Raw genomic sequence first — 23421 nt, 5'->3', positions numbered from 1 at the left:
TCCTAAGATAATTATTTTTTAGATTAATTTATTTTTGCTTTACTACTTCAACATATTTTGACTTAGCATTAAATGGTTCGAAAGGCTTTCCTCCACCTTCATAAAACTTACCAAAGAACTCTAGGTACTGTAATCTATTTGCATGTACATAAGCACCTAATGCATTAATTCCTAAATTAAACAAATGTCCAATTACAAATATTATTGGTCCTACAATATATTTAATTGGAGATGGCACTAGTCCTATCATAAGATTGAATGCTCCAGAAATAAAACCAGTAGCTAGACCTAAAGCAAGTAATCTTGAGTATGATACAAAATCTCCAATATAAGAGGTTATACCATAAACACCATATAAACCTCCTCCAATTTTGCCTCCAATACTATCCGCATCTCTACCTTGAGTTACAAATAAAGCTATCAGCCCACCAAATAGCATCCATTTAGCTATTATAGGAATTAGTCCGATTCCAAACAAAATACCACCTATAAGTGTTATATACCAAAAACCTACATCAAATAAAGCATCTAAATACTTCTTTTTCCTAATTAAAATATAGCCTTTAATACCTAATCCAACGAAGATGTGTACTGCTCCTAAAATTATAGATAAAGCCATAACTTTCATAATTTCAGTTGGTGGATCAATTAGTTTAGGTATACTTTCCATACCAAGTATGGTTATAGGAGCATCTCCAAACCAACTACCATATATAGCTCCCCAAACAACGGTAGAAATTCCTAGATAAAAGAAAAGTTTTACACTTTTTTTCAAATTATCGTCAATATTGAAGAATTTCAAAGTTATTGTAGTTGCTATGACCATTATAAGTCCATACCCTGCATCTGAAAGCATCATTCCAAAGAATACTAGATAAAAAACTGACATTATAGGAGTGGGGTCTACTTCTCCATAATTTGGTAGTGAATACATGCCTACTATACTTTCAAAAGATTCTACAAAGCCATTATTTTTTAATAGTATAGGGGCATACTCCCCATCTTTTATATCTTCAATTTCTATATAATAGTTTCCTTCAGTAACATTCTTTGTAACATCCTCTAATTCTTTGCTCTCATTTTCTGTTACCCAGCCTTGTATAGCGACTACTTTGCTTGATTTAAGAAAATTTAATCCTGCCCTTGCTCTTATTAATTTGTTATAATAATATTCATATACAAGTTCAAGATCATTTTGATAGCTATCAAGTTGCTCTAATTCTTTTGTGATAGCGTCCTTTTCTTTTTGTATCTCTAAAATTCTAGCTTTAATGTTATCAATCGATTCATTTGGGTTGCCATTATAATTTATAGTAGCTTTAGTGAATCCATACTTCTTTAAAATTTCTAGTGTTTGATCTGCTTTATTCTTTAATGTAACAGCTAGAAGATATACTTCATCCCTACTCTCATTTATGATTTCTACATAGGAATTATCAACTTCTCTTTCAAATTCCTCTATAAATCCTTCTTTGAGTCCAATTGGCACTGTTCCTAAAAAATGTTGAGCAATTTTAAAATCTTTAAGTACCCCAAGATTTTCGTCGAAATTTTTCCAAGGTATTAAAGTTTCCATTTCAGATTCTAACTTTGTTTGTTCGTTATTTAAAATATTCTGTCTTTCTTCCTTATCCTTTAACTCTTCGTAAATTTTTATCCAGTTTATGTCTTTTACTATTCTTTCTAGTTCATCAAAACTAACTTTCTTTTTACCATTCTTTAGTGCCTTTAAACCACCTATCTTTTTTATGTATGGCCTTAAAAACTCTAGCGAAAAGGTTATTTTTAACATTTCTGTTTCTATATCCAATATATCCTTGTCCACAGCAGCTCCTTTAAGAAAGTTCATATCTTCATTTTCTAACTCTTCTTGAAGGTCTCTAAACTGTACTTCTCCAAACTGTTGCAGCTTTTTAAGCAAGGCCTCCCTTTTCTCTTCAAAGGCAAACAATGTAAATTTTTTCATTTTAACTATTGCCATTGATATTCACTATCCTCTCAATAACTAGATTTACGGCTTTGTCTAATTTCTCCAAAGGTACATTTCTTATAGTATCCGCTTTTTCTTTACCACTAGATAATATTGGTGCAGCTTCTTTTTCTGCCTTATCAATAGCCTCATCTAAAATTTTCTTAGCATCATCTTTTGCAATATTAATAATTCTTTTATATTCATTAATAGCGTTTGCATCAGCGTTTTTTAGTATTTCATTGCTTTGAGATTGAGCTAATTTAATTATTTCCATTGCCTTTTCTTCTGAATCTCTAATTTGTTTAATTGCTTCTAATGCCAAAGTCTCACCACCTTTATATTTAAAATGGAATTAATATATAATTATATATAAATAATTATATTGGCTAGTTTAAAGTATAGATTTAAATACTTAATATGGTATCAATAACAAGATTGTAACAATTATAATACCTATACTATGAACTAATCAAAATTAAAAACGGCCACTTTCAGAAAATTTAAACAAATATTCTGTAAATACCAACCTTTTTCTTAACTTTTCATCAGAAGTTAGTTAATTCAATATTAAATATTTTATGATAGGGTACTTAGGATGTAACGTTCTCCAGGATATATCCACTTATATCCATAATTTCCAAATCATCTTCATTATATAATAAGTATATATCCCTATCTAAAATTTTATTAGTTTTAATAAAGTTCAGTATATCAATATTGTATTTTTCGACATGTATATTGTTTTTTGGTATTTTTAAATTAGAATTTATAAGTTTTTCTTTTATTTCTCTTGTTAATTTAATATCTATATCTCTCTTTAAAAACTCTGGTAACCATTTTTTCTTATTGTACATTAAATAATCATATTTTATTATTTCTTTTAGAACCTTATTACCTTCCCTTAGTTTTTCACTATTAAACTCTAAAAATACCTTATAATAATCTATTCCTGATATGTTTCTATCAAAATATCCTTTTCCATCAAAAAACATCCCTAACTCAAGATACATATCAAAGCTATCTTCAAACTTTAATTCAAAATACTGAATAATAGTTGAAAATTTTCCTGAATTATAATACTTATCTACCATTGCCTCAACTTTCTTCAATAAGATTAATTGTTCATAACTTATATCTTTTGTTTTTATAACCTCATATGGCGAATATGGAGAGTATTCAATTCCCCATTGTTCTTTTTCATACATTATAGGAGAACCTTTTAAAATCTTTAAAAATCCAAGTTGAAGTTCTTCCGGCTTTAGTCCATAAACTTTATTAAAAGAATTTTTAAAGGATTCATAGCTTTCTCCTGGTAATCCTGCAATTAGGTCTAAATGTTGACTTATGTTACCAAGTTCTTTAATCTTAATAACTTTTTCACATACATCTTCAAACTTTACGTATCTATCTATATTGCTTAAAACTTTACTATTTGTTGTTTGAACACCAACTTCAAATTGTAATCTTCCCTTAGGTGCTCTCTTCAAAATCTTTATTTGATTATCTGTTAAAATATTAGCAGAAATCTCAAAATGAAACTTAGTTTTAGTATCTTGCTCGATAATAAAATCCCATATATCAATTGCAAATTGTTCATTACAATTAAAAGTTCTGTCTACAAACTTTATTAGAGAAACCTTCTTTTCTATTAAAAACTTCAATTCTTCCTTTACTTTCTCTATACCTCTAACTCTTACATTCCTATCTACTGATGATAAACAATATTTACAACCATAAGGACATCCTCTAGAAGCTTCATAATAAATTATCTTATTTTCAAGTTCATCTTCTTCTTTATATGGAAATACTACACTATTAAAATTTATATTATCTTTTTTACCTCCATAAAATATATTTCCATCTTGCTTATAAAACAGTCCTTTTATTTTAGATAAATCTATACTTTCTATTGTTTGCTCATTAAGCATTATTTTGTTCTCTATAAGTTTTCTAAAAGTATCTTCTCCTTCACCTTCAATTAAATACTCTCCTACCTGCTTCTTTAAGTATTCTTTCCCATTATGCGTAACCTCTGGTCCACCATATATAATTTCTATATTATCATTTATTAATTTAATTAACTTTGCTAATGCTTTAATCATATCTATATTCCATATATAACAAGAAAAAGCCACAACATTTGCATTTGCCTTCATTATTCCCTCTAGAATCTTTTCTAGTCTATCATTAATTGAATACTCTTTTAAAATACATTCATAATCTAAATCCTCTGTATATGCTTTTAAATATCTAAGTGCAAGATTTGAATGTACAAATTTTGAATTAATCCCCACTAGTAACACTTTTAGTTTCATTATTTTCTCTTCTCCTCTTCTTTTGTGCTTTGATATAGTATATCTCTTCTGAAGTTTCTATATCGATTATATTAAAGTATTGTTCTATGGTACTTACTGTATTTTGTTTTGAGTTTTTTTTAAATACATTTAAATCTTTCATGTAAATTTCTCTACTTTTACCCTCAGGTAGTTGAACATTAATTTTTTTATTAAAGGTTTTAAAGTATTTTTTTTCAACGTCCCAGATATATAATTCCCCGTCACTTTTTAAACTTTCATATATTTTATTTAATAATTTCTGTATTTTAGACTTTGACATTATTTTGCTTAGAGATAAAAACAAGGCACAACTATCATAATAATTCTCCTCTACAAAACTATTTTCATCTTCGCTAATATATTTAATATCAACATTAGTATTATTATGCTTATATATATTATATATTACACCGTAATTATCAAAGCCTATATCTAATAAATTGCCTTTAAAGTTTATATTCTTTAAATCGATCGTACTTTCTATCACTCAATCTCCTCCTCCATTGTTAATCTTCAACCACCTTATTACTTTCTACACAAAAAAAATATTTCCTCCAACAACTGGAAGAAATATTTTTTCTATACGATACAAATAATTTTGTTTATTAATTAACATGTAATCTTTTTACTTAATTCTTCATAAAACTCCAACATAAATCCTGCTGTAGTAATCTGTGCTTCTTGAATTATTACAGTAGCTACTCCACAGTATCTTTCATTTCTATTTTCAATATTTTTAAATCTATAATATGCTGAATTAGCAGTTAATGCATTGTTTTGTATATATTCATCAATATCTTTATATCTCTTAATACCTTTTTTAGCTTCAAAGTGTTCTCCCATAATTATTTTACTTATTATCCATAATTCAAATTGTCTATGGTTTTTTAACAATTTATTATTCACATGATGAGGTACAGTAGCATCTTGTATAAGATGACATGCTGCTCCAAAATAAAACATACTCATAGATATATCTCCTAAATCTAGATACCTTAGACAAAGAGTATAATAATTTTTACATTCATTTAAAGCATTTGAAAAACCATATAATCCTCTTTTTTCATTAAAGTGATAAAAATGATTACTACTCTTAAAATCTTGATCTGCCCAAGTAACCCCCTCATTAATATTGTGTATATACTTACTAAGACATTTATGGGCATCATTATATCCCTCATTTAGTAATAATTCTAAACATTTATCATTTATATATCTGTGAGCAAGACAATGGGTTTTTATCACTAATTTTTTAATCGGATTTACAACACGCATAAAACTCCTTGCAGTTTTTCCAAATAATATTTCTGTTCTTGTACTCATATCTTATTACTCCATTCTAGATTTATTCTTATGTTTTACTTATTTTATTTTTATTAATAGGTTTTAAAATAACTTTTAATAGTGAAATTATAATACTTATAATTGTAATAATAAAAAAATATATAATAGGTTTATTTTGAAAGGTATTTTGCAAAGTATTATTTGTCTCTACATTATATAGATTACCTGACTGAGAATCTAATATTAGAATTTGACTTTTTGAATATTTAATACTAATTATTTTACTATTATCATTAAATTTTATTTTTTCATTTAAGATCCCTTTATTATTTAAAGAATACATTATTTTATCTTTACTATCATAAAAATATATACAATCTAATTCCTCAAAATCTCCTTTTTTATCTACAGCTAATGACTGCATAGAACTTAAGTTTTTATGAATATATAGTGGTGCACTTGGGTTTGTAGTTGGATGATTTTCAAGTATAAATTTTACTGTTTTATTATTATTATCTTTGAACTTAGGAGAGTTTATTGGATCTCCTCCACTATAATCTGGCCATCCATACCAAGTTTTAGGCTTTACTACATAGATATAATCCGCATCTCCTTTTACGGGTCTTAACCCTCTATCTTCCATACCTCCTACTGTAACAATCATTCTTCCTCTACTATCAAAGTCTAGCCCTTTTATATTTCTTATACCCCAGGCAAAAGTTGCAGAAGCTCCTGTCTCCATATTATACATAATTATTGAAGCATTCCCGGGATAATGTCCTGGTATAATTTGTCCCTCAATATTTTTAGTACTATATCCTACAAAGGCTCCTGTTTTTCCTTGCTCGAAGTTTATTCCCTTTAATGTTATTTTATATGGTGATAAGTCATGACTAAAAGGATTTGCTTTAATCCATTTATTATCTAATCCTACTACCCCAGAATTTGTAGCCGATCCTATGGTTACATATAAATAGTCACCATTAATTTTTAATAAGCTCTCATTATAATCTCCAAAATTAGGTATATCCTTAATTATATCCTTCAATTCTTTTTTATGTAAATCATAACAAAATACATTAGTTTTACTTGCAAAATACAATTTTCCATCTTTATACTCCATGCTAGTAATATTCATATTTTTATTATTAAATATATTATAGCTTTTCCCCTCTGTATCTATAAATTGTATTTTATCTTTATATGCTATATAGTAATTATTTTTTTCATCTACTATAAAATCTACTGCATCTTTAAGTCCTCTAAATATGATCTTATTTTTAATTTCCTCACTTTTAGCATTAATATTGTAGTCTATATAGTAGAATTGTTTAAATAATACTATACATATAGTAAATATTATAGTTACTGATATGATCTTAATAAATCTTTTCATACTTCCTCCAAATTTAAATTCCTCTTACCTTAAATATATTTAATTAAATATAAGGATATGTATAAAAAGCTTTCACTATATATAGTTATTTTAAATTATAGAAGTTAATTGAATATGCTGTTGCTCTACCTTTGTTAATTCTTTAAATATTTGTCTTACTTCATTACTAGAGACATAGTGATAATTTTTATTATAAAAACTTATTGCATGTTCTTCTCTTTGTTTTGCTATTTCTAAAAGCGTTAAATCATTATTATTACTATAATTAAGTTTATTTAACACTGGTCTTTCTTTAAAATTTCCTAATCTCTTATGTACATTGGCATGCATATACTCTATTCTACTCAAATCACTAAACAAAGCTTGTATTTTTTCATTTTTAGCAAGCTTAGCCGCTTCCTTATAGAAATCTCCATTGAAAGTTTCTAATTTCATAGCCTTCTCTAATATATCTAGTGTCTTTGAATCTGTTATATCTTGTTTTTCGTAAATATCGCTATACTCAACAAAACAACTATTCTCTACTCCACAAAACGGACAATATTGTATATTTTCTTTGCTATTTTTAATAAAAAAAGCATTTGAATTAGTACTATAGTTACTATCCTTAATTTCCATTCCACAAATTTTACATTTTAATTTCTTCATATATTACACCTCAAATAGTTTTAATTTTTAAGATTAGTTTAATTATAGCATTACTATATAAATAATTTCTAACTAATAAAAGCATAATTTTTATAGTTTTATTATGATTTTATTAACTTATTAACACTTTTCAAGTAATAATATACATTCATTATCATTAAATTGATTTTTTTATTATTTTATATTAAAATATACTTGTTATTGTATTATTTTATCATAAATGTTTAAAGGGAGATTTATTAGTGCAAAAAGAAAAAAGCTTTTTATCAAGCCTTGGTTTCTGGATCATTCGGTAATGGCTGATGCTACTGGAAACTTTGGATACAAAAGTTCTTTTACTACTAATTAAATTATTAGGAGTTTACATTGTAGCTTTACTTCTTCACACTTTTGGTATTTATGGATTCTCAGTTAAAACTTTTTCAAAAGTATCACCAGTTAAGTTTTTTAATAAGATATATAAAGCTCAACTAGTAGCGCTTTCTACAGCATCTTCTATGGCAACACTTCCTATAAATATGGAGATATGTGAAGAGGAGCTTGGAGTTGATGATTATTTGATATGCTAAGAACAGCTGTGAATATAACTGGAGATACTTCTTGTTCAGTTATATTAGATCAATTAAGAAACTTGTACCACTGTAAATGTTGAAAGCAATATAAAAGCATAATATCTGCATTAATTTTTTAAAGTATCACACTTATGTGCATAAATGTGATACTTTTTTTATTAATTTTCTAATACACCAGACTTATGTAGAAATATTTGGGTAGATTCCCTTTAGCTTACTAATTATGAAACAGAGCTTTGTATCGATAATAAATATACAAAAACATACTTTATAAGGGGGATTTATTACATATGAAAAAGAAGATCGCTGCATTATTAACTACTCTTTTAGTTTCAGGAAACATTTACGTAGCAAAAGCTGGAACCATAACAAACTATACAGTAAAAAGCGGAGATTCTCTATGGCTAATATCTAATAATTTTAAAACTACAGTATCAAGCATTGCTTCTCTAAATAATATAAATGCTAATGGATATATTTATATTGGACAAACTTTGAAAATAGATGATAATAAAAATACTTATCATACAGTATCATCTGGTGATACTCTTTGGAGGCTTTCAGTTAATTATAACACTACAGCAGATGCTATTATGAAAGAAAATAATCTTACAACTTCCATTATTTATATAGGTCAAGTATTGCGCATACCTTCAACTATTTCATTACCTGCACCTACTCCTACCCCTACACAATCAACAGTCAAAACTTCAAACTACACAGTAGTTTCTGGGGATACAGTGTGGGGAGTAGCCCAAAAGTTTAATACTTCTGTAGATGCTATAGTAAAAAGTAATATGTTAGCACTTCCGATATTCATGCCTGGACAAATTGTAACTGTTCCAGTAAACTCTACTGAAATAGTAAAACCAGTAGGAATAACTATGATGCGAGCTAAATCAAGTGATAAGTTTGGTGACTTATATACTTGGACAAATGCTAGAAGAATATTTACTGTGGGTCAAACTGGAACATTAAAAGATTTAAATACAGGAATAATCTTTAATATTAAATATTATGGAGGCTCCAATCATTCAGACATTGTTCCTTTAGCTGTTACAGATTCTAATAAAATGAGACAGATATACCCAACTTGGTCCTGGTCTGCTATTCGTCCTATGATACTTACCTTCAACCAAGGTGGCACAAATTATCAATTAGCTGTAAGTGTGACTGGAATGCCTCACTCTTCTACAGACAGCTATGCTCAAAATGGAATTAACGGTCACTTTGATATGTACTTCTACAATAGCACAAGCCACGTAGCCGATGAAATAAGCCCTACTCACCAAAAAAATATTTTAACTGCAAATGGACAATAAAATAAATTCAAGTTTCAAACTTCTTATATTTAGAATAAAATACTGTCCATTCTCATAGTTATTAATGTTAATAATTGTGAGGAGCGGACAGTAAATGAAAAAAGATAACTTCTTTAAAAATTCTGCATTACTTACTATTTCTAACTCTGCAACCGGAGTTCTGAAATTTGTTTTCTCTATAATATTGTCAAGAGAATTAGGTGCTGAAGGCATGGGATTATATGCTCTTATAATGCCTATATATGATTTGTTTTGTTGTTTAGTATGTGGTGGATTAATAACTGCTATATCAAAACATTCATCATCATTTTATGCTAAAAAAGATATTAGAAATTTGCACAGATCAGTTAAAATCACTATAATATTTGATATAATTTGGACTCTAATAATAGTTGCCGGAGTTACTTTAAATTCTCAATACATAAGCACTAATATTATTAAAGATAGTCGAAGTTTACATAGTCTGTTATTAATATGTCTTGCTTTACTATTTGTTGCTTTGTCATCTATAATAAAAGGATATTTTTTCGGTATATCAGATGTAAATACCCCTGCTTTTATAGATATATTTGAGAAAGTTGTAAGAATAATTGTAACATATGCAATCATAAAATTTTTACCTTTTAGACAAATTGAAGATACGGTTACAGCTGTATATGGGGCATTAGCTGCTGGAGAATTTGTAAGCTTTATACTTCTTTATGTCTTTTATAAAATTAGAAAAGCTAAGGACTTTGCTAATGAGTACAATTATTATCCTGTTGAAGGAAATGCTCAGCTATTATTTAATGTGCTACTTATGTCTGTCCCTCTATGCATTAATGGTTTTCTAACTACAGCCATTTCTGCAGTATCAACCTTAATCTTACCACGAAGACTTTTAATAGCTGGTTTTGATCACAGTACAGCCTTAGGTATGATAGGGAAATTCTCTGGTATGGCTCTTAGCATAATTTTTTTCCCTCTTGTAGTGGTAATGTCTATGTCTATAGTACTTATACCCGATATTTCAGAAAGCCTAGAGAAGCGAGATTTTACCACTCTTGAAGAAAGAATTCAGCAAGTTCTTAGAATTTCATTTTTACTTGGAGTATCAACAATGATAATTTGCTTTAGCATACCAAACTCTTTGGGGCAACTATTCTTCCACAGAGATGACTTAGGAATATATATAAAGTTTGCAGCTTTATCCGCACCTTTTACTTATATTTCAGCCACTACTTTTAGTATATTAAATGGTCTTGGAAAACAAGGGGTTCTTCTTAGAAACTCTATAATAGTTTCTGTTATAGAACTAATACTACTGTTTATACTAACATCTATTCCTGGTATAAATATATTGGGCTATGGCTTAAGCTTAATGATAACCTCACTTATAAGCCTAGTTATTAACTTATATGAAATTAGAAAAAGATGTTATATAGAGTTATCGCTTGAAAACTTTATAATAGATACTCTTTTAAGCTTACTCATATACTTCTTATTAAATATAATTAATAACATCATACCTAATACTTTCTTTAAAACTAAAACTATATTAATAATTCTCTTAGGTTTTGTCTCCTTCTTCTTCATTATGTCATTTGCTAATAAAACATTTAGAGAAGTACGAAACTAACTTTAAAATTTTAAGAGGAAGTTGCCTGTGTGTGGCAACTTCCTCTTTTGTTGTTTTAATTTATTCGTCTTATTATAAATTTAGGAATTATTCTTTTTACCTTGGTTGGAAATTCTCCTAAGTCCTCTTGTGTAATTCCTTTAGTAAATGCCAATCCATAAAGATAAATAAATACACCAACACCAACAGCAAGAGCAGTTGATATTGCATTATTTATATATCCTTTCACAAATCCTTTTAATAAGAACTGTGAAACTGTATGTATCCCATAGACCGCCATCCCCATTAATAAGGATGCTATAAACGGTTTTTTAAAGTGATTTATTAGACTAATTTTAATTTTAAGCTCTTTATTAATTAATCTATAGTTTAATATAAGTGGTATTATAAAGAATACCATGTTTCCAACTATAGCACCTAGTATATTAATACTTGGTATTCCAACTAAAATATAATTGGTCCCTATTTTACCTATAACCCCAAGCACCATATAAAATGTTGAAGCATATAATCTTCCTATACTCTGAAGTATTGATGTTTGTATTAAAACTATAGCATTTAATACTAAAACCATTGAACCATAAAGTAGTAAAGATCCCCCTTGATTCTCATTAAATAAAAGTTGAAATGCAGAATCATTTAATACAGCAAGTCCTATAGCTGAAGGCACTGCTACAAGAAAGCAAAATCTAAGAGCATAATTAACCTTACTCTCCACACTACTTCTATCTCTTAAAGAATATGCTCCTGATATAGATGGAAGTATAGATGCTGCTAAAGCAGATATTAAGGTTATAGGAACCCCTATTAAAGTTCTATAAAAACCAAACAGAGCAAACTTCTCATTACTAATCTCCTTACTCAGTCCTGAATCTAAAAGTCTACCTTTTACAATTCCTAAATCTATTATATCTCCTGAATACTGAAGTCCAACACAAATAACTAAAGGCAATCCATAATGAATTATTCTTTTAAATAATTGCTTATTTGTATAGTGACTCTTATCTAGTTCCTTTGTTCCTACTGGAACTTTTATTATCTTATTTTTTTCGTATACGACTATAAGGTATATGGCTGCTACAAGAGATCCTACTGAAGTTCCGAGCGTTCCTCCAGCACATCCTGCTGCTACTCCATACTTCATAAACATAGCCGCAAAAACTAAAGTGAAAATTGTATTAATTATTTGTTCTAATATTTGTGATATAGCAGTAGGTGTCATATTTCCCCTACCCTGAAAATATCCCCTATAAGAAGAAACTATAGATGTAAAAAATATTGTAGGAGCTAAAGCCATAATAGCAAGTTTTGCATCTTCAAAATTTACAAAACGTGCTAAAGGTCCTGCAAATATAAACATAAATAAACTCATTATAGTTCCAATGACAAGCATCATAAATCTTGCCATTTTAAAGCTTTTAACAGCATCCTTATAGTTCTGTAATGCTATATATTCTGAAACAAGCTTAGATATAGCAACAGGTATTCCTGAATTTGCAATAACATATATCCATACATAAACTTTATATGATGCTTGATATATTCCCGATCCATTAAGAGTGATTATCTCTTTTAAAAATGGTATGTATAAAAGGGATAATAATTTTACAATTATCCCTGCTGCTGACAATATAGCGAATCCTTTAGTTGTTGATTGTTTTTTCATACCAAAACTCTCCTAAAATTTTAATACGTCCTTCTTTACTTTTTTAAGTATAGGAGGTAGTGACTCTACTATAATTTTATTTTCCATATATTCTAGTTGCTTAGGACAATCTTTAAATACTAATTTATATGCATATAAAAATTGAAAGTCTAGACCATATTTATTATTGAAAAAACTGTTTAATTTCTTATCTCCATACTTATTGTCTCCTATTATATAGTTTCCTAAGTATGCTAAATGCGCTCTCAATTGATGACTTCTTCCTGTAATTAAATCTAACTCTAATAGTGAGTAACTTCCTACACTATCTACTACACTAAGTTCCATAGCAATTTTCTTAGTATCTTCTCTACTTTCTTCAAATATCTTAGATAAATTATTATCTTGGTCTTTAGATATATATGCCTCAAAATGACCTTCTTTCGGTTTTCCTTTTACTAAAGCATAATAATATTTTTTAATTTTTCTCTCTCTAATCATCTCATTTAATGATTTTAGACTTTGAAAGTTCTTACCAAACAACACCATACCAGATGTGTTTCTATCTAATCTATTACATGGCGCAGGTGTAAAAGTTACTTCTTTTTCCGGAATATATTCGCCTTTTGCATTTAAATATGAAAGAACATAATCAGTAAGTGTCGGTTCTCCATCTTCCTTATCTGAATGAACAAGTATTCCTGGCCATTTCTCTATAATAAGCATATTCTGATCTTCATAGGTTATCTTTATTGCACTAAAATCAACCTCTTGGAAAATTTTAACTTTTTCTGGACTATCTGAATGAAGATATTTAGTTTCTATAATATCTCCTTCACTTAAAAAATAATCTTGTTTTACTTTTTTTGTATTTACTCTTATATCACCTTTTCTAAAAGCTTTAAATATTGCTCCTAGTGGAATATCTTGTAACCACTTTCTGCAAAATTTATCTATTCTCTGTCCTGCTTCATTTGACCCTATTTCAATTCTCATGTTTTACCTCCGCATAATATTACATCAAATTACCTGTAAAGGTAACATTTTTCGACGTAACATCAATGATTATATACCAAGTATAAATAGTTTACAACATAAACCTTTAATTTATAAATATTAAATTATTACATTTCATTTATATATCTTACAGCTGTTTCACACTGTATTGCAACTCCAACTGCAATACACTCTTCATCTGCATCAAAGAGATTACTGTGGAGCGGATGAACAATGTCCTTTTCTTCATTTCTTATTCCTAAATAATAAAATGCTGATGGCCTTTTTAAAGAAAAATAAGCAAAACTCTCTACACCCATTGTTGGCTTCTGAAGCTTTATTATATTTTCTTTTTGGATTACGTTTTTCGCTGAATCCTCTAGTATATCTACTATACTATCATCGTTATAAAGACAAGGATAACTTTCTTCTATATTTATTTCACAACTTCCTCTCATAGCTTTAGTTATTCCTTCAACAACCTCTACAAGTCTTCTTTTTACATACTCTCTATGCTCACTAGTCATAGTCCTCATTATTCCCGCAATTTTAACTTCATCTGGTATTATATTTTGAGCTGTTCCCCCATGAATAGAGCCAATAGTAATCACTGCTGGATCTGTTGGTGGTATTTCACGACTTACTATGTTTTGAAGAGCTGTAATTACATTTGCACTCATAACTATAGGATCTATATTGCTATGAGGATATGCTCCATGCCCACCTTTTCCTATTATCTTAACATTAAATGGATTTGATGCAGCGTTAACAACATCTCTTTTTATTCCTATTTTACCCACCTGAATATTTGGTTCTACATGAAGTCCAATAATAGCATCTACTCTTGGATTTTCTAAAACATCTTCTTCAATCATGTGTACTGCCCCACCTGTTGTTTCTTCTGCTGGTTCAAATAAAAGCTTTATATTTCCCTTCAAGTCTTTTTTCATAACATTTAATAACTTTGCTACACCTAAAAGTACAGTTGTATGAATGTCATGTCCACAGGCATGCATTTTCCCTTTTATCTTAGAAGAATATTTACAAGATTTTTTATCCTCCATAGGAAGTGCATCCATATCAGCTCTTATACCTATAGTTTTATCTCCATCGCCTCTTATAATACCACAAATTCCATTTTTAGAAGTTTCATAGTATTCAATACCCTCTTTTTCTAGGAAAGCTTTAACCTTATCTGTTGTTTTAGGAAGGTCAAAATCTAATTCAGGATTCATATGCAAATCTCTTCTTATATCTATTAATTCTTTTTCAATATCCTTAGCCATTTTTAAAAAATCCAAAACTCTCAGCTCCTTTTATATTTTTTCCCAAAATATATTAATAACATCACTATGATTTAATTTTTCATAGTACCCTGCTTTTCTATTATTTAATATAAGATTTAAATTTCCTTGTGGTCTTGTTAAATCAAAATCTATAAAGTCAAAAATATCAATAAATACATACTCTTCTTTTCCATTTAAAACTACATACTTATCATTCACTAGAATCTGTATCTCTTTTCCCTGTATATCTTCTTTTTCGAAATATACTTCCTCTTTTAAACCTTCTTCATCCATAGTATCTATATCTTCTATTTTTTCTATGAAATCATTTAAATTATCTTTTGTTGTATCTAGATTTTTGTTAGCAATTCTATATATTCTATCTCCTTCTTGGATAATATAATCTTTTTCTATTTTACTATCTTTTAAATAATAATCATAACTTTTATCATCAATAGCAAAGTACTTTATATATTCTCCTAGAGTTGAAGGAAGAACTATTTCAACTTCATCTCTTTCTTTTATGTAATCTTCTACTGAAACTCTTTCCTTATTTATAAACGCTACAGGCTCTAAATTTTGTATAATATCATTAAAATAGAAGCTTATAGAATGAGCTTTATTTATAAATTCAATTACTTTTGGTGATGCATCTTTACCATCTTTAGCAAAATTTATTTCTATTTTATCCCCTTCTTTAACTTTTGTATCAATAGTAGACTTTTTATCATTTACATATATATCAGCACCTTGAGAAAGAGATCCGAAAGCAACTCTTTCTATTCCATTTAAAGTAAAATGAAGATTCTTTCCATTTCTGCCCAATAAAACTTTATGACTAATACCACCTTGAACCATAACATCCATTACAGTATGCCTATGAGAATTAAACAGGCTTATAACCTCATCATTCAATATAACATCAATAAAATCATTACCTGATTTTTTAATAGCTACAAGTGCAATTCCTAAAACTGTAACCCCCGTACTTCCTAATTCCTCATCTGAATTTAAAGACTCTATTACAGCTTCTCTTCCCTTTATAGCTATTCTTTGAGATGACAATCCTAACTTTTCTGCTAAAAATACTTTTAAATTTGGAGTATGTGCTCCTCCTCCTACTAGAAAAACAGCATTTGGAGACTTACCTCCATTTAATTCTATAATCTTACTTGCAACTTCAGAAGATATTTTATCTACAACTGGAGTTATAGTCTTAATTATTTCCTCTGATAAAATTTCATTATCTATTCCCAGAATATCTGTATAAACTACTTTTTCTTTATTAGATATTTGTTTTTTTATCTCTTCTGCTGTATTAAAGTCCACTAAATAATTCTGAACTATTGACTCTGTAACCTCATCTCCAGCCATAGGTACCATACCATAGGCACTAATACTATCATTACTGCTTATTGCAATATCTGAAGTTCCTGCCCCTATATCTATTAGTCCTATATTAAGTAATCTAAATTTCTTAGGTACAGCAGCTTCTATTGCAGCAATAGGTTCTAGTGTTAAATTACTTACATTTAACTCTACCTTATTCATTACAGCATAAAGACTATCTACAACAGACCGTGGTAAAAAGGTGGCTATAATATCAGATGCTATATTTTCTCCTTTTTGTGAAAGTAAATTTGAAATAATATAGCCATTTAGATAGTAATTTTTAACGCTATATCCAACACAATATAACTTTCCATTGGTTTGTTTATGTACTTCCTCCTCTGCCTTTTTAACTGCTGTAAGTTCAAGACTTCTTATAATTTCTCTATCAATTTCTTTTTCTTCATCTACAGAAATCTCAACTCTAACTTCTGTAGTTCTTAAAAATCTTCCCGCGGCTGCTATTGCTACATTTTCTAGTTTAAACCCTAATTCTTCTTCTAGAGATTTTTTTACTGCATTTACTGTGCTTGCAACTAAGTTAATATCATGAATTTGACCATCAATCATAGCTCTTTCTTGATGTTCTAAGTATCTCTCACAAATAACATTAAACTTTTTATCTCTTACTATTCCTACAGTACCAATAATAGATCTAGTACCAATATCTAATGCAAAAATTATATCATTTGAATTAACATCTAAAAGTTTCATTTTATATCCTCTCTTTATTAAGACAGTGTAAAGGCTCATATTCAAAGAATATGAGCCTAATAAAATTATATATTATCCTATTACTTTATTCAATAAACCAAGGTATGTTTTGGTTAATTAATCCACTATCTTAGGAAAAATTAAATTTAAAATCATATAATTTTTTCAATTAAACCATTATTATATAGTATTATAGGGTCAAAGCTTCTATTTATACTCCCCTCAAAGGAAATTTCTATTTTCTTCTCATCTATAAATAAAACCTTTCCTTTTCCAAAGCTTTTATGTTCTACAAAATCCCCTGCTTTAAATGTCCCTTGAAGTAAGGTGCTTAACTTGCATTCCTCAATAAACCTAGATACCTTTTTACTCTTACCATGCATTTCATTACAGGTACAAAGCCAAAGATTATCTATACTCCTTGTAATTCCCACATAAAATAGTCTTCTCTCTTCCTCTAGATTATTATCAATGCTATTTTTATGTGGTATATTTTCTTCATTACAGTTTATTATAAATACATTCTTAAATTCCATCCCCTTAACTCCGTGAATAGTACTAAGAATGACACCTTTTCCTTCTTCACTTCTCTTGCTGCTGCTTATTTGCTCTTTAACCTCATCAATATGAGCTAAAAAAGTAATTATTGTAGTGTATTCTCTAGAGGATTCTACAAACTCATCTACAATATCCTCTAATTCTGACATATTCAACTTATATTTGGAACTATATTCTCTAAGATAATCATAATACTTTAAATCTTTAATAATAGTATTTATAGCTCCTGTTAAAGACATCTTATTTAAATTTTGTATATCTTTCTTTAGATCATCTATAATCTTCAACTGAAAAGAAGGTACGTTTTCTATTGACTTTAATTTCTCAAAATAATCCTCTTTTTCGAAAGCTCTCTTCACTTTATCTATATTGATTTTACTTATATATCTAAATGGTTTATTTATTACTCTTATAAAGCTTTCTATGTCATAGGTATCTATACTTAATTTTAGATATGAAATTATATCCTTACATATAAAATGTTCGAAAAAATTATATTCTTTATCTAGAAGTTTAAAGGGTATCTTTTTTCTGATAAAAGCATCTATTATACTCCTACTTTCTACATTAGTCCTATATAAGACTACATTATCTTCAAAATCATAAACTCCTTGAGATACTAATTTTAATATATTAAGTGAAATATCTTCACCTTGTTTGTTTTCATTGATATAATTCATTACATTTATTTTAGGTATACTTTTCTTAAAAGCTCTCATGCTTTTTTCATTTCTCATTTTATTATTGATAATTAAACTGTTAGCAATATCGATTATACTTTTAGGGCATCTGTAATTTATTGACAAATATACTTTTTTACCTTTTTCAAAATGTCTATCAAAACTCACTATACACTCTGGCTCAGATCCTCTAAAACCATATATACACTGATCTTCATCTCCTACCGCAAAAATCGAGTTCTCTCTATTTAAAATTTTAAGAATTTCAATTTGCATCCAGTCACAATCTTGAAACTCATCAACTAAAATATATTTAAAAAGGCTTGTATACTTCTCTAAAACATCCTCATTATTTAAAAACAGATTTCTACATTCTATCTGTAAATCATCAAAATCTAGAAGTTTATTTTCTTTTTTATATTCTTCATAATTATTAAAACACTTCATAAATATTTCTTTATCTATGCCAGGACTAAACTCTGACATTTCAATATTGCTAGTTTTAAAAAAAGATATATAATTTAATATTTCTTTTACTTTTTCTTCACTTACCTCATCTAAATAATTACTTAATACTGATTTTATTAATTTAAAAGCTACAAAACTCTCTAAAATATTTATCTTTTCGTATCTTCTGCTTAATATTTTATAAAATAAGCCATGGAAGGTTCCAAAGAATGGAGCCACAGTTCCTTTATTTAGCTGTGTATATCTTCTTTTCATATTTAATGCTGCTGCTTTAGTAAAAGTTATAACTATTATATTGCCTGGATTTATAGCTTTTCTTTTCAATAAGTAATTAAATCTCTCAATATTTATTTCTTTTCCTTCTAGATACTTCTTTAATAAAATTAAATCAATTTCTTTTAAATCTCCTGGATAGTATTGTGATTTATATATATTTCCAAAGTTAATTAAATAATCTACTCTATTTATTAGTGTTGTAGTCTTTCCTGCTCCTGGACAGGCAATTATAGCTAAATTTTTATCATTACTTAGCACTGCTCTCTGCTGCTCTTCATTAAGTTTTATGTATCTATTTCTTATTATAGTATCTCTTAAATTGTAGTACTCTTTTATAATTTCATTTATCACACTACCACCCGTTCTATGTTTCATTTTATTACTTTGTCTAATAAAGATTTAAAAATTCTTTTTATAAGATTATAGACTTTTTTTCAAGTTATAATCAACTAATAATTTAATATTATTGATTTTAATAGTACAGGGATTTTTTTTACACATACTAATATAATAAGGTTTAATCTGAAAAATTGTTGTAATAATTCTAATATAAGATTAAAATAAGGTTATATTTGAGAATTTTCTTGATATTGATTTAATTTTCACAAATCTAAAGTAACAATAAAAATATTATAATTATATGACATAATTTATATAGTTAGAGGAGAAAGTAATGGATAAAAACTTATTTGATATTAAAAACGGAAGAAATCTCACTATGCTTGTTGACTTTTATGAGTTAACAATGGGAAACGGTTATCTTCACCATAATATAGGAAATAAGATAGCATATTTTGATATGTTCTTTAGAAGGATACCTGATGGCGGTGGCTACTGTATTATGTCTGGTGTTCATCAATTAATCGAATACTTATCTAGTTTAAAGTTTACAACTGAAGATATAGAATATCTAAAAAATAAAAACTGTTTCTCTGATGAATTCTTAGATTATCTAAGAAACTTTAAATTTTCTTGTGATGTATGGGCAATTCCAGAAGGAAATCCCGTATTTCCTAGTCAGCCTCTAGTAACTGTTAAAGGACCTATAATTCAAGCTCAATTTATTGAGACAATGATTCTTTTAACTATTAATCACCAAACTCTTATTGCTACAAAAGCAAATAGAATTTGCAGAGCGGCTAAAGGAAGACCAGTAATGGAATTTGGTTCAAGACGTGCACAAGGATATGATGGAGCTATCTACGGGGCCAGATCTGCTATAATTGGCGGATGTACTTCCACCGCTTGTACTATAGCAGAGCAAATGTTTGAAGTTCCTGCCTCAGGTACTATGGCACACAGTTGGGTTCAGCTATTTCCTACAGAATATGAAGCCTTTAAAGCATGGGCTGAGACTTATCCTGATAGTTGTCTTTTTTTAATAGATACATATAATGTATTAAAATCAGGACTTCCTAATGCAATAAAAGTTTTTGATGAAGTTTTAAAGCCAATGGGCTTTAGACCAAAAGGAATTAGAATAGATAGTGGAGATATTACTTATCTTACTAAGAGATGTAGAAAAATTCTAGATGATGCTGGATATTCTGACGTAAAGATAGTAGTATCAAACTCCTTAGATGAACATATAATTACTCAAGTTTTAAGCCAAGGAGCTAAAATCGATAGCTTTGGTGTTGGCGAAAGACTTATTACTGCAAAATCTGAACCTGTATTTGGTGGTGTCTATAAATTAGTAGCTATTGAAGACAATGGTGATTTAATTCCTAAAATTAAAATAAGCGAAAACGAAGAAAAAATAACAAATCCAGGTTTCAAGAAAATATATAGGATATTTGATAAGAGTAGTAATAAAGCTCTTGCTGATTTAATATGTCTTAATGATGAAGTTATAGATGAGAGCAAACCACTAGAAATCTTTAATCCAGTATCTACTTGGAAGAAGAAAACACTTACGAATTACTACACTAAAGAATTGATGGTTCAAATTTTTAACCAGGGAAATTCTTGCTATACAACTCCAAGTGTAAAAGAAATTCAGCTCTTTTCAAAACAAGAAACTGAAAAGCTTTGGGAAGAAGTTTTAAGATTTGAAAATCCTCATCCTTATTATATTGATTTATCAAAAAATCTTTGGAACTTAAAAAATGATTTGCTTAATAAATACTCTGATTTATATAAATAATGTTAAAAAGCAAACGTGTAGGAATGATCCTTTGCGTTTGCTTTTTATTTAAAACTAGTTTTAGTATGTATCATAGTATGTTTAAGAGATAATTGTTATATATAAATTAGCATGAGTTTTTTTACACAACATTATTTATAATTGCAAAATTTTTAAATATCTATTACTTTCATATAAATCATCTAGAAATGATATACCTTCACTCTTCATGAAATCGTATTCATATAGAATGTTTGTCTCTACTAATTTTTCCTTTATATTAAATTTAAATGGACATGACTCACTACTTCCTGCACATCCAAAAAAAGGACATTCCTCGAAGCAACTAACTTTCTTATCGTAGGTAGATAGAAATGAACATCTAGACATACACAATACCCCCCGCTATTTCGTATTGTATATATTATATACCATTTATTGTAAAAAATAAATAGTTTTTTCTATTTTTTATATTAAATTATAGTTTATTTTAAATTTTCTCCTATAATTCTCTATCTACTTTTTATTATACTCATTTAAAAAATCAAAGGCATATTGGACAAATAGTTTTACCCCTACCTCCAAAGCATCTTCATCTAAATTATATTTGTGATGGTGTTGAGCATAGCAAGCACCTTTTTTTTCATTCCTAACTCCTAAAAGAGCAAAAACTCCTGGAATTCTGTTTGTGTATTCTGCAAAATCTTCGGAGGCTTTTATCCTATCAATAGTAATATTTTTAGCTCCTATCTTTTCTGCAGCTTTTGATGCAATTTTTGAACATTCTCTATGATTTATTAATACTGGCGTATTATCTGAGTATTCTACTTCTACTTCTCCTCTATAAGCCTCTGCTGTATTTCTAGCTATCCTTTCGATAATTTCAGGAAATGCTTTATTTATTTCATGATCAAAACATCTAGTAGTTCCTTCCATAATCCCTTCGCTAGCAATAATATTAAAGGCTGTACCTGACTTTATAGAACCAACCCCTAGCACCGCACACTGAGATGGATCTAACTCTCTACTTATAACTGATTGTAGATTCATAACGATAGCAGAACAGATAAGAATTGCATCTATACCCTGATTAGGAGCAGAACCATGCCCTCCTTTTCCTTTTACCTTTATTACAAATTTTCCTGACGCGGCCATTCTTGGCCCTTCTTCTATTGAAACATATCCTGTTTCAATATCACTCCAAGCATGAATACCAAATATTCCATCAACTTCTTTTAAAACACCTTCCTCTACTAAACGTCTTGCTCCTCCTCCAACTTCTTCAGCCGGTTGAAATACAAGCCTTATATTCCCCTTAATATCGTCTCTCATTCTATTTATTACTCTAGCAGCTCCAAGAAGCATAGCCATATGTGAGTCATGTCCACAGGCATGCATACACCCTTCATTTAAGGATTTATAATCTACATCTGTTTCTTCTTTTATAGGAAGTGCATCCATATCAGCTCTTAAAGCAATTGTCTTTCCTTCTAATTTTCCCTTTATAATTGCAACTACTCCTGTATTTCCTATAATGTTATAAGGTATTTCTAAATTATCCAATTCCCTTTTAATTATCTCTGAAGTCTTAAACTCATTAAAGCTTAGCTCAGGATATCTATGAAATTCTCTCCTCAACCTAATAGTATATTCCTGGTCTTCCCTTGTTAGTTTATCGATTAGCAATTTATCAGCTCCTATTAAAACAGCAGGCACATAATTTATTATATATGTGCCTACTTTAAATTTATTTTCTTTCCCTCATAACGTCTGATTTTTATTCCTTACTCATTTTACCTGCCTCAAGTGTTATAATCGGCATAATCTTCTTCCTCCTTAATATTATTCTTTATTTTGTTTAATTATTTTTTGCTAAAATCCTAGTAGTACTTTTACTACTTTTCTTATAAATCTCTATTGTGTCACTATTCAATTTTATTCATTCCAATTGCCAAAACTATTAATTTAACACTTGTTATTTATACAAATTATATTAGACTTTATGCAAACCTTTATCAAGCAAATTTTAACAGTGTTTTGAAATAAGTAAAATATTAAAGCCTAAATTTAGAATATACATTTTATTTTGAGGAATAATATTTATAAATGGTTATGTTTGTAAGATATTTAGATATT

At 28.4% G+C, this 23421-nt stretch carries 18 protein-coding genes; 4 read left to right on the top strand and 14 right to left on the bottom strand.

What is annotated here, in order from left to right:
- Nucleotides 1–28: 28 nt before the first annotated feature.
- The 7 genes from ACX0KU_RS10890 to ACX0KU_RS10860 form a co-directional block, all read right to left on the bottom strand.
- The gene (locus ACX0KU_RS10890) at nucleotides 29–1981 is read right to left on the bottom strand and encodes a V-type ATP synthase subunit I (protein WP_472989933.1); all 1953 of its coding nucleotides are present in this window, start codon (nucleotides 1979–1981) and stop codon (nucleotides 29–31) included.
- On the bottom strand, nucleotides 1968–2294 hold the full coding sequence (locus ACX0KU_RS10885; RefSeq protein WP_472989932.1) for an ATPase: 327 nt from the start codon (nucleotides 2292–2294) through the stop codon (nucleotides 1968–1970). The genes ACX0KU_RS10890 and ACX0KU_RS10885 overlap by 14 nt, the downstream gene beginning before the upstream one ends.
- Before the next feature lie 268 nt (nucleotides 2295–2562).
- A complete protein-coding gene (locus tag ACX0KU_RS10880; protein WP_472989931.1) occupies nucleotides 2563–4287 on the bottom strand; it encodes a B12-binding domain-containing radical SAM protein in 1725 nt (574 codons plus the stop codon).
- A complete protein-coding gene (locus ACX0KU_RS10875) occupies nucleotides 4256–4795 on the bottom strand; it encodes a class I SAM-dependent methyltransferase (protein ID WP_472989929.1) in 540 nt (179 codons plus the stop codon). Before ACX0KU_RS10875 ends, ACX0KU_RS10880 begins: the two co-directional genes overlap by 32 nt.
- Nucleotides 4796–4917: 122 nt before the next feature.
- Nucleotides 4918–5631, bottom strand: coding sequence for a zinc dependent phospholipase C family protein (locus ACX0KU_RS10870; protein ID WP_472989928.1), 714 nt, complete (start codon nucleotides 5629–5631; stop codon nucleotides 4918–4920).
- A 28-nt stretch (nucleotides 5632–5659) separates the two neighbouring features.
- Nucleotides 5660–6988 carry a PQQ-dependent sugar dehydrogenase family protein gene (locus tag ACX0KU_RS10865; protein ID WP_472989926.1) on the bottom strand — a complete coding sequence of 443 codons (1329 nt, stop codon included), beginning with the start codon at nucleotides 6986–6988 and terminating at the stop codon, nucleotides 5660–5662.
- Nucleotides 6989–7078: 90 nt separating this feature from the next.
- Nucleotides 7079–7636, bottom strand: a complete 558-nt coding sequence (locus ACX0KU_RS10860; RefSeq protein WP_472989924.1) for a ferritin family protein — start codon at nucleotides 7634–7636, stop codon at nucleotides 7079–7081.
- A 317-nt stretch (nucleotides 7637–7953) separates the two neighbouring features.
- Between ACX0KU_RS10860 and ACX0KU_RS10855 the strand changes: the two genes are divergently transcribed.
- The 3 genes from ACX0KU_RS10855 (at nucleotide 7954) to spoVB (ending at nucleotide 11148) form a co-directional block, all read left to right on the top strand.
- Nucleotides 7954–8205 carry a cation:dicarboxylate symporter family transporter gene (locus ACX0KU_RS10855; RefSeq protein ID WP_472989923.1) on the top strand — a complete coding sequence of 84 codons (252 nt, stop codon included), beginning with the start codon at nucleotides 7954–7956 and terminating at the stop codon, nucleotides 8203–8205.
- Between the two features lie 293 nt (nucleotides 8206–8498).
- Nucleotides 8499–9530, top strand: coding sequence for a LysM peptidoglycan-binding domain-containing protein (locus ACX0KU_RS10850; protein ID WP_472989922.1), 1032 nt, complete (start codon nucleotides 8499–8501; stop codon nucleotides 9528–9530).
- A 94-nt stretch (nucleotides 9531–9624) separates the two neighbouring features.
- Nucleotides 9625–11148, top strand: a complete 1524-nt coding sequence (spoVB, locus tag ACX0KU_RS10845; protein ID WP_472989921.1) for a stage V sporulation protein B — start codon at nucleotides 9625–9627, stop codon at nucleotides 11146–11148.
- A gap of 55 nt (nucleotides 11149–11203) precedes the next feature.
- Here the strand turns inward: spoVB and ACX0KU_RS10840 are convergent, their stop codons facing one another.
- The 5 genes from ACX0KU_RS10840 to ACX0KU_RS10820 form a co-directional block, all read right to left on the bottom strand.
- On the bottom strand, nucleotides 11204–12814 hold the full coding sequence (locus ACX0KU_RS10840; protein ID WP_472989920.1) for a putative polysaccharide biosynthesis protein: 1611 nt from the start codon (nucleotides 12812–12814) through the stop codon (nucleotides 11204–11206).
- A gap of 12 nt (nucleotides 12815–12826) precedes the next feature.
- Nucleotides 12827–13789: an RluA family pseudouridine synthase gene (locus tag ACX0KU_RS10835; protein WP_472989919.1), complete on the bottom strand. Its 963-nt coding sequence runs from the start codon at nucleotides 13787–13789 to the stop codon at nucleotides 12827–12829.
- 128 nt (nucleotides 13790–13917) lie between these two features.
- Entirely contained in the window at nucleotides 13918–15099 is a 1182-nt protein-coding gene (locus ACX0KU_RS10830) for a M20 metallopeptidase family protein (protein WP_472992438.1), read from the bottom strand.
- 6 nt (nucleotides 15100–15105) lie between these two features.
- Nucleotides 15106–17178: a cell division protein FtsA gene (locus ACX0KU_RS10825; protein WP_472989918.1), complete on the bottom strand. Its 2073-nt coding sequence runs from the start codon at nucleotides 17176–17178 to the stop codon at nucleotides 15106–15108.
- A gap of 152 nt (nucleotides 17179–17330) precedes the next feature.
- Nucleotides 17331–19535, bottom strand: coding sequence for an ATP-dependent helicase (locus ACX0KU_RS10820; protein WP_472989916.1), 2205 nt, complete (start codon nucleotides 19533–19535; stop codon nucleotides 17331–17333).
- Nucleotides 19536–19833: 298 nt separating this feature from the next.
- On the opposite strand from ACX0KU_RS10820, the gene ACX0KU_RS10815 reads away from it, so the two are divergent.
- Nucleotides 19834–21306 (top strand): nicotinate phosphoribosyltransferase, encoded by a 1473-nt coding sequence (locus ACX0KU_RS10815; protein ID WP_472989915.1) that lies wholly within the window; start codon nucleotides 19834–19836, stop codon nucleotides 21304–21306.
- Between the two features lie 135 nt (nucleotides 21307–21441).
- Here the strand turns inward: ACX0KU_RS10815 and ACX0KU_RS10810 are convergent, their stop codons facing one another.
- Nucleotides 21442–21675, bottom strand: a complete 234-nt coding sequence (locus ACX0KU_RS10810) for a hypothetical protein (protein WP_472989914.1) — start codon at nucleotides 21673–21675, stop codon at nucleotides 21442–21444.
- Between the two features lie 126 nt (nucleotides 21676–21801).
- Nucleotides 21802–22971, bottom strand: a complete 1170-nt coding sequence (locus tag ACX0KU_RS10805; protein ID WP_472989913.1) for an amidohydrolase — start codon at nucleotides 22969–22971, stop codon at nucleotides 21802–21804.
- Between the last annotated feature and the right edge of the window lie 450 nt (nucleotides 22972–23421).

The sequence above is a fragment of the Clostridium sp. X genome (assembly GCF_055755365.1).
Note: the sequence above shows the minus strand (reverse complement) of the source record. Positions and strands in the feature narration are given on the sequence as shown.

What these genes read in the sequence shown, in the direction of transcription:
- ACX0KU_RS10890 (WP_472989933.1), bottom strand. Translation starts at nt 1,981, where the DNA reads ATGGCAATAGTTAAAATGAAAAAATTTACATTGTTTGCCTTTGAAGAG.
- ACX0KU_RS10880 (WP_472989931.1), bottom strand. Translation starts at nt 4,287, where the DNA reads ATGAAACTAAAAGTGTTACTAGTGGGGATTAATTCAAAATTTGTACAT.
- ACX0KU_RS10870 (WP_472989928.1), bottom strand. Translation starts at nt 5,631, where the DNA reads ATGAGTACAAGAACAGAAATATTATTTGGAAAAACTGCAAGGAGTTTT.
- ACX0KU_RS10865 (WP_472989926.1), bottom strand. Translation starts at nt 6,988, where the DNA reads ATGAAAAGATTTATTAAGATCATATCAGTAACTATAATATTTACTATA.
- ACX0KU_RS10860 (WP_472989924.1), bottom strand. Translation starts at nt 7,636, where the DNA reads ATGAAGAAATTAAAATGTAAAATTTGTGGAATGGAAATTAAGGATAGT.
- ACX0KU_RS10850 (WP_472989922.1), top strand. Translation starts at nt 8,499, where the DNA reads ATGAAAAAGAAGATCGCTGCATTATTAACTACTCTTTTAGTTTCAGGA.
- spoVB (WP_472989921.1), top strand. Translation starts at nt 9,625, where the DNA reads ATGAAAAAAGATAACTTCTTTAAAAATTCTGCATTACTTACTATTTCT.
- ACX0KU_RS10840 (WP_472989920.1), bottom strand. Translation starts at nt 12,814, where the DNA reads ATGAAAAAACAATCAACAACTAAAGGATTCGCTATATTGTCAGCAGCA.
- ACX0KU_RS10835 (WP_472989919.1), bottom strand. Translation starts at nt 13,789, where the DNA reads ATGAGAATTGAAATAGGGTCAAATGAAGCAGGACAGAGAATAGATAAA.
- ACX0KU_RS10825 (WP_472989918.1), bottom strand. Translation starts at nt 17,178, where the DNA reads ATGAAACTTTTAGATGTTAATTCAAATGATATAATTTTTGCATTAGAT.
- ACX0KU_RS10820 (WP_472989916.1), bottom strand. Translation starts at nt 19,535, where the DNA reads ATGAAACATAGAACGGGTGGTAGTGTGATAAATGAAATTATAAAAGAG.
- ACX0KU_RS10815 (WP_472989915.1), top strand. Translation starts at nt 19,834, where the DNA reads ATGGATAAAAACTTATTTGATATTAAAAACGGAAGAAATCTCACTATG.
- ACX0KU_RS10810 (WP_472989914.1), bottom strand. Translation starts at nt 21,675, where the DNA reads ATGTCTAGATGTTCATTTCTATCTACCTACGATAAGAAAGTTAGTTGC.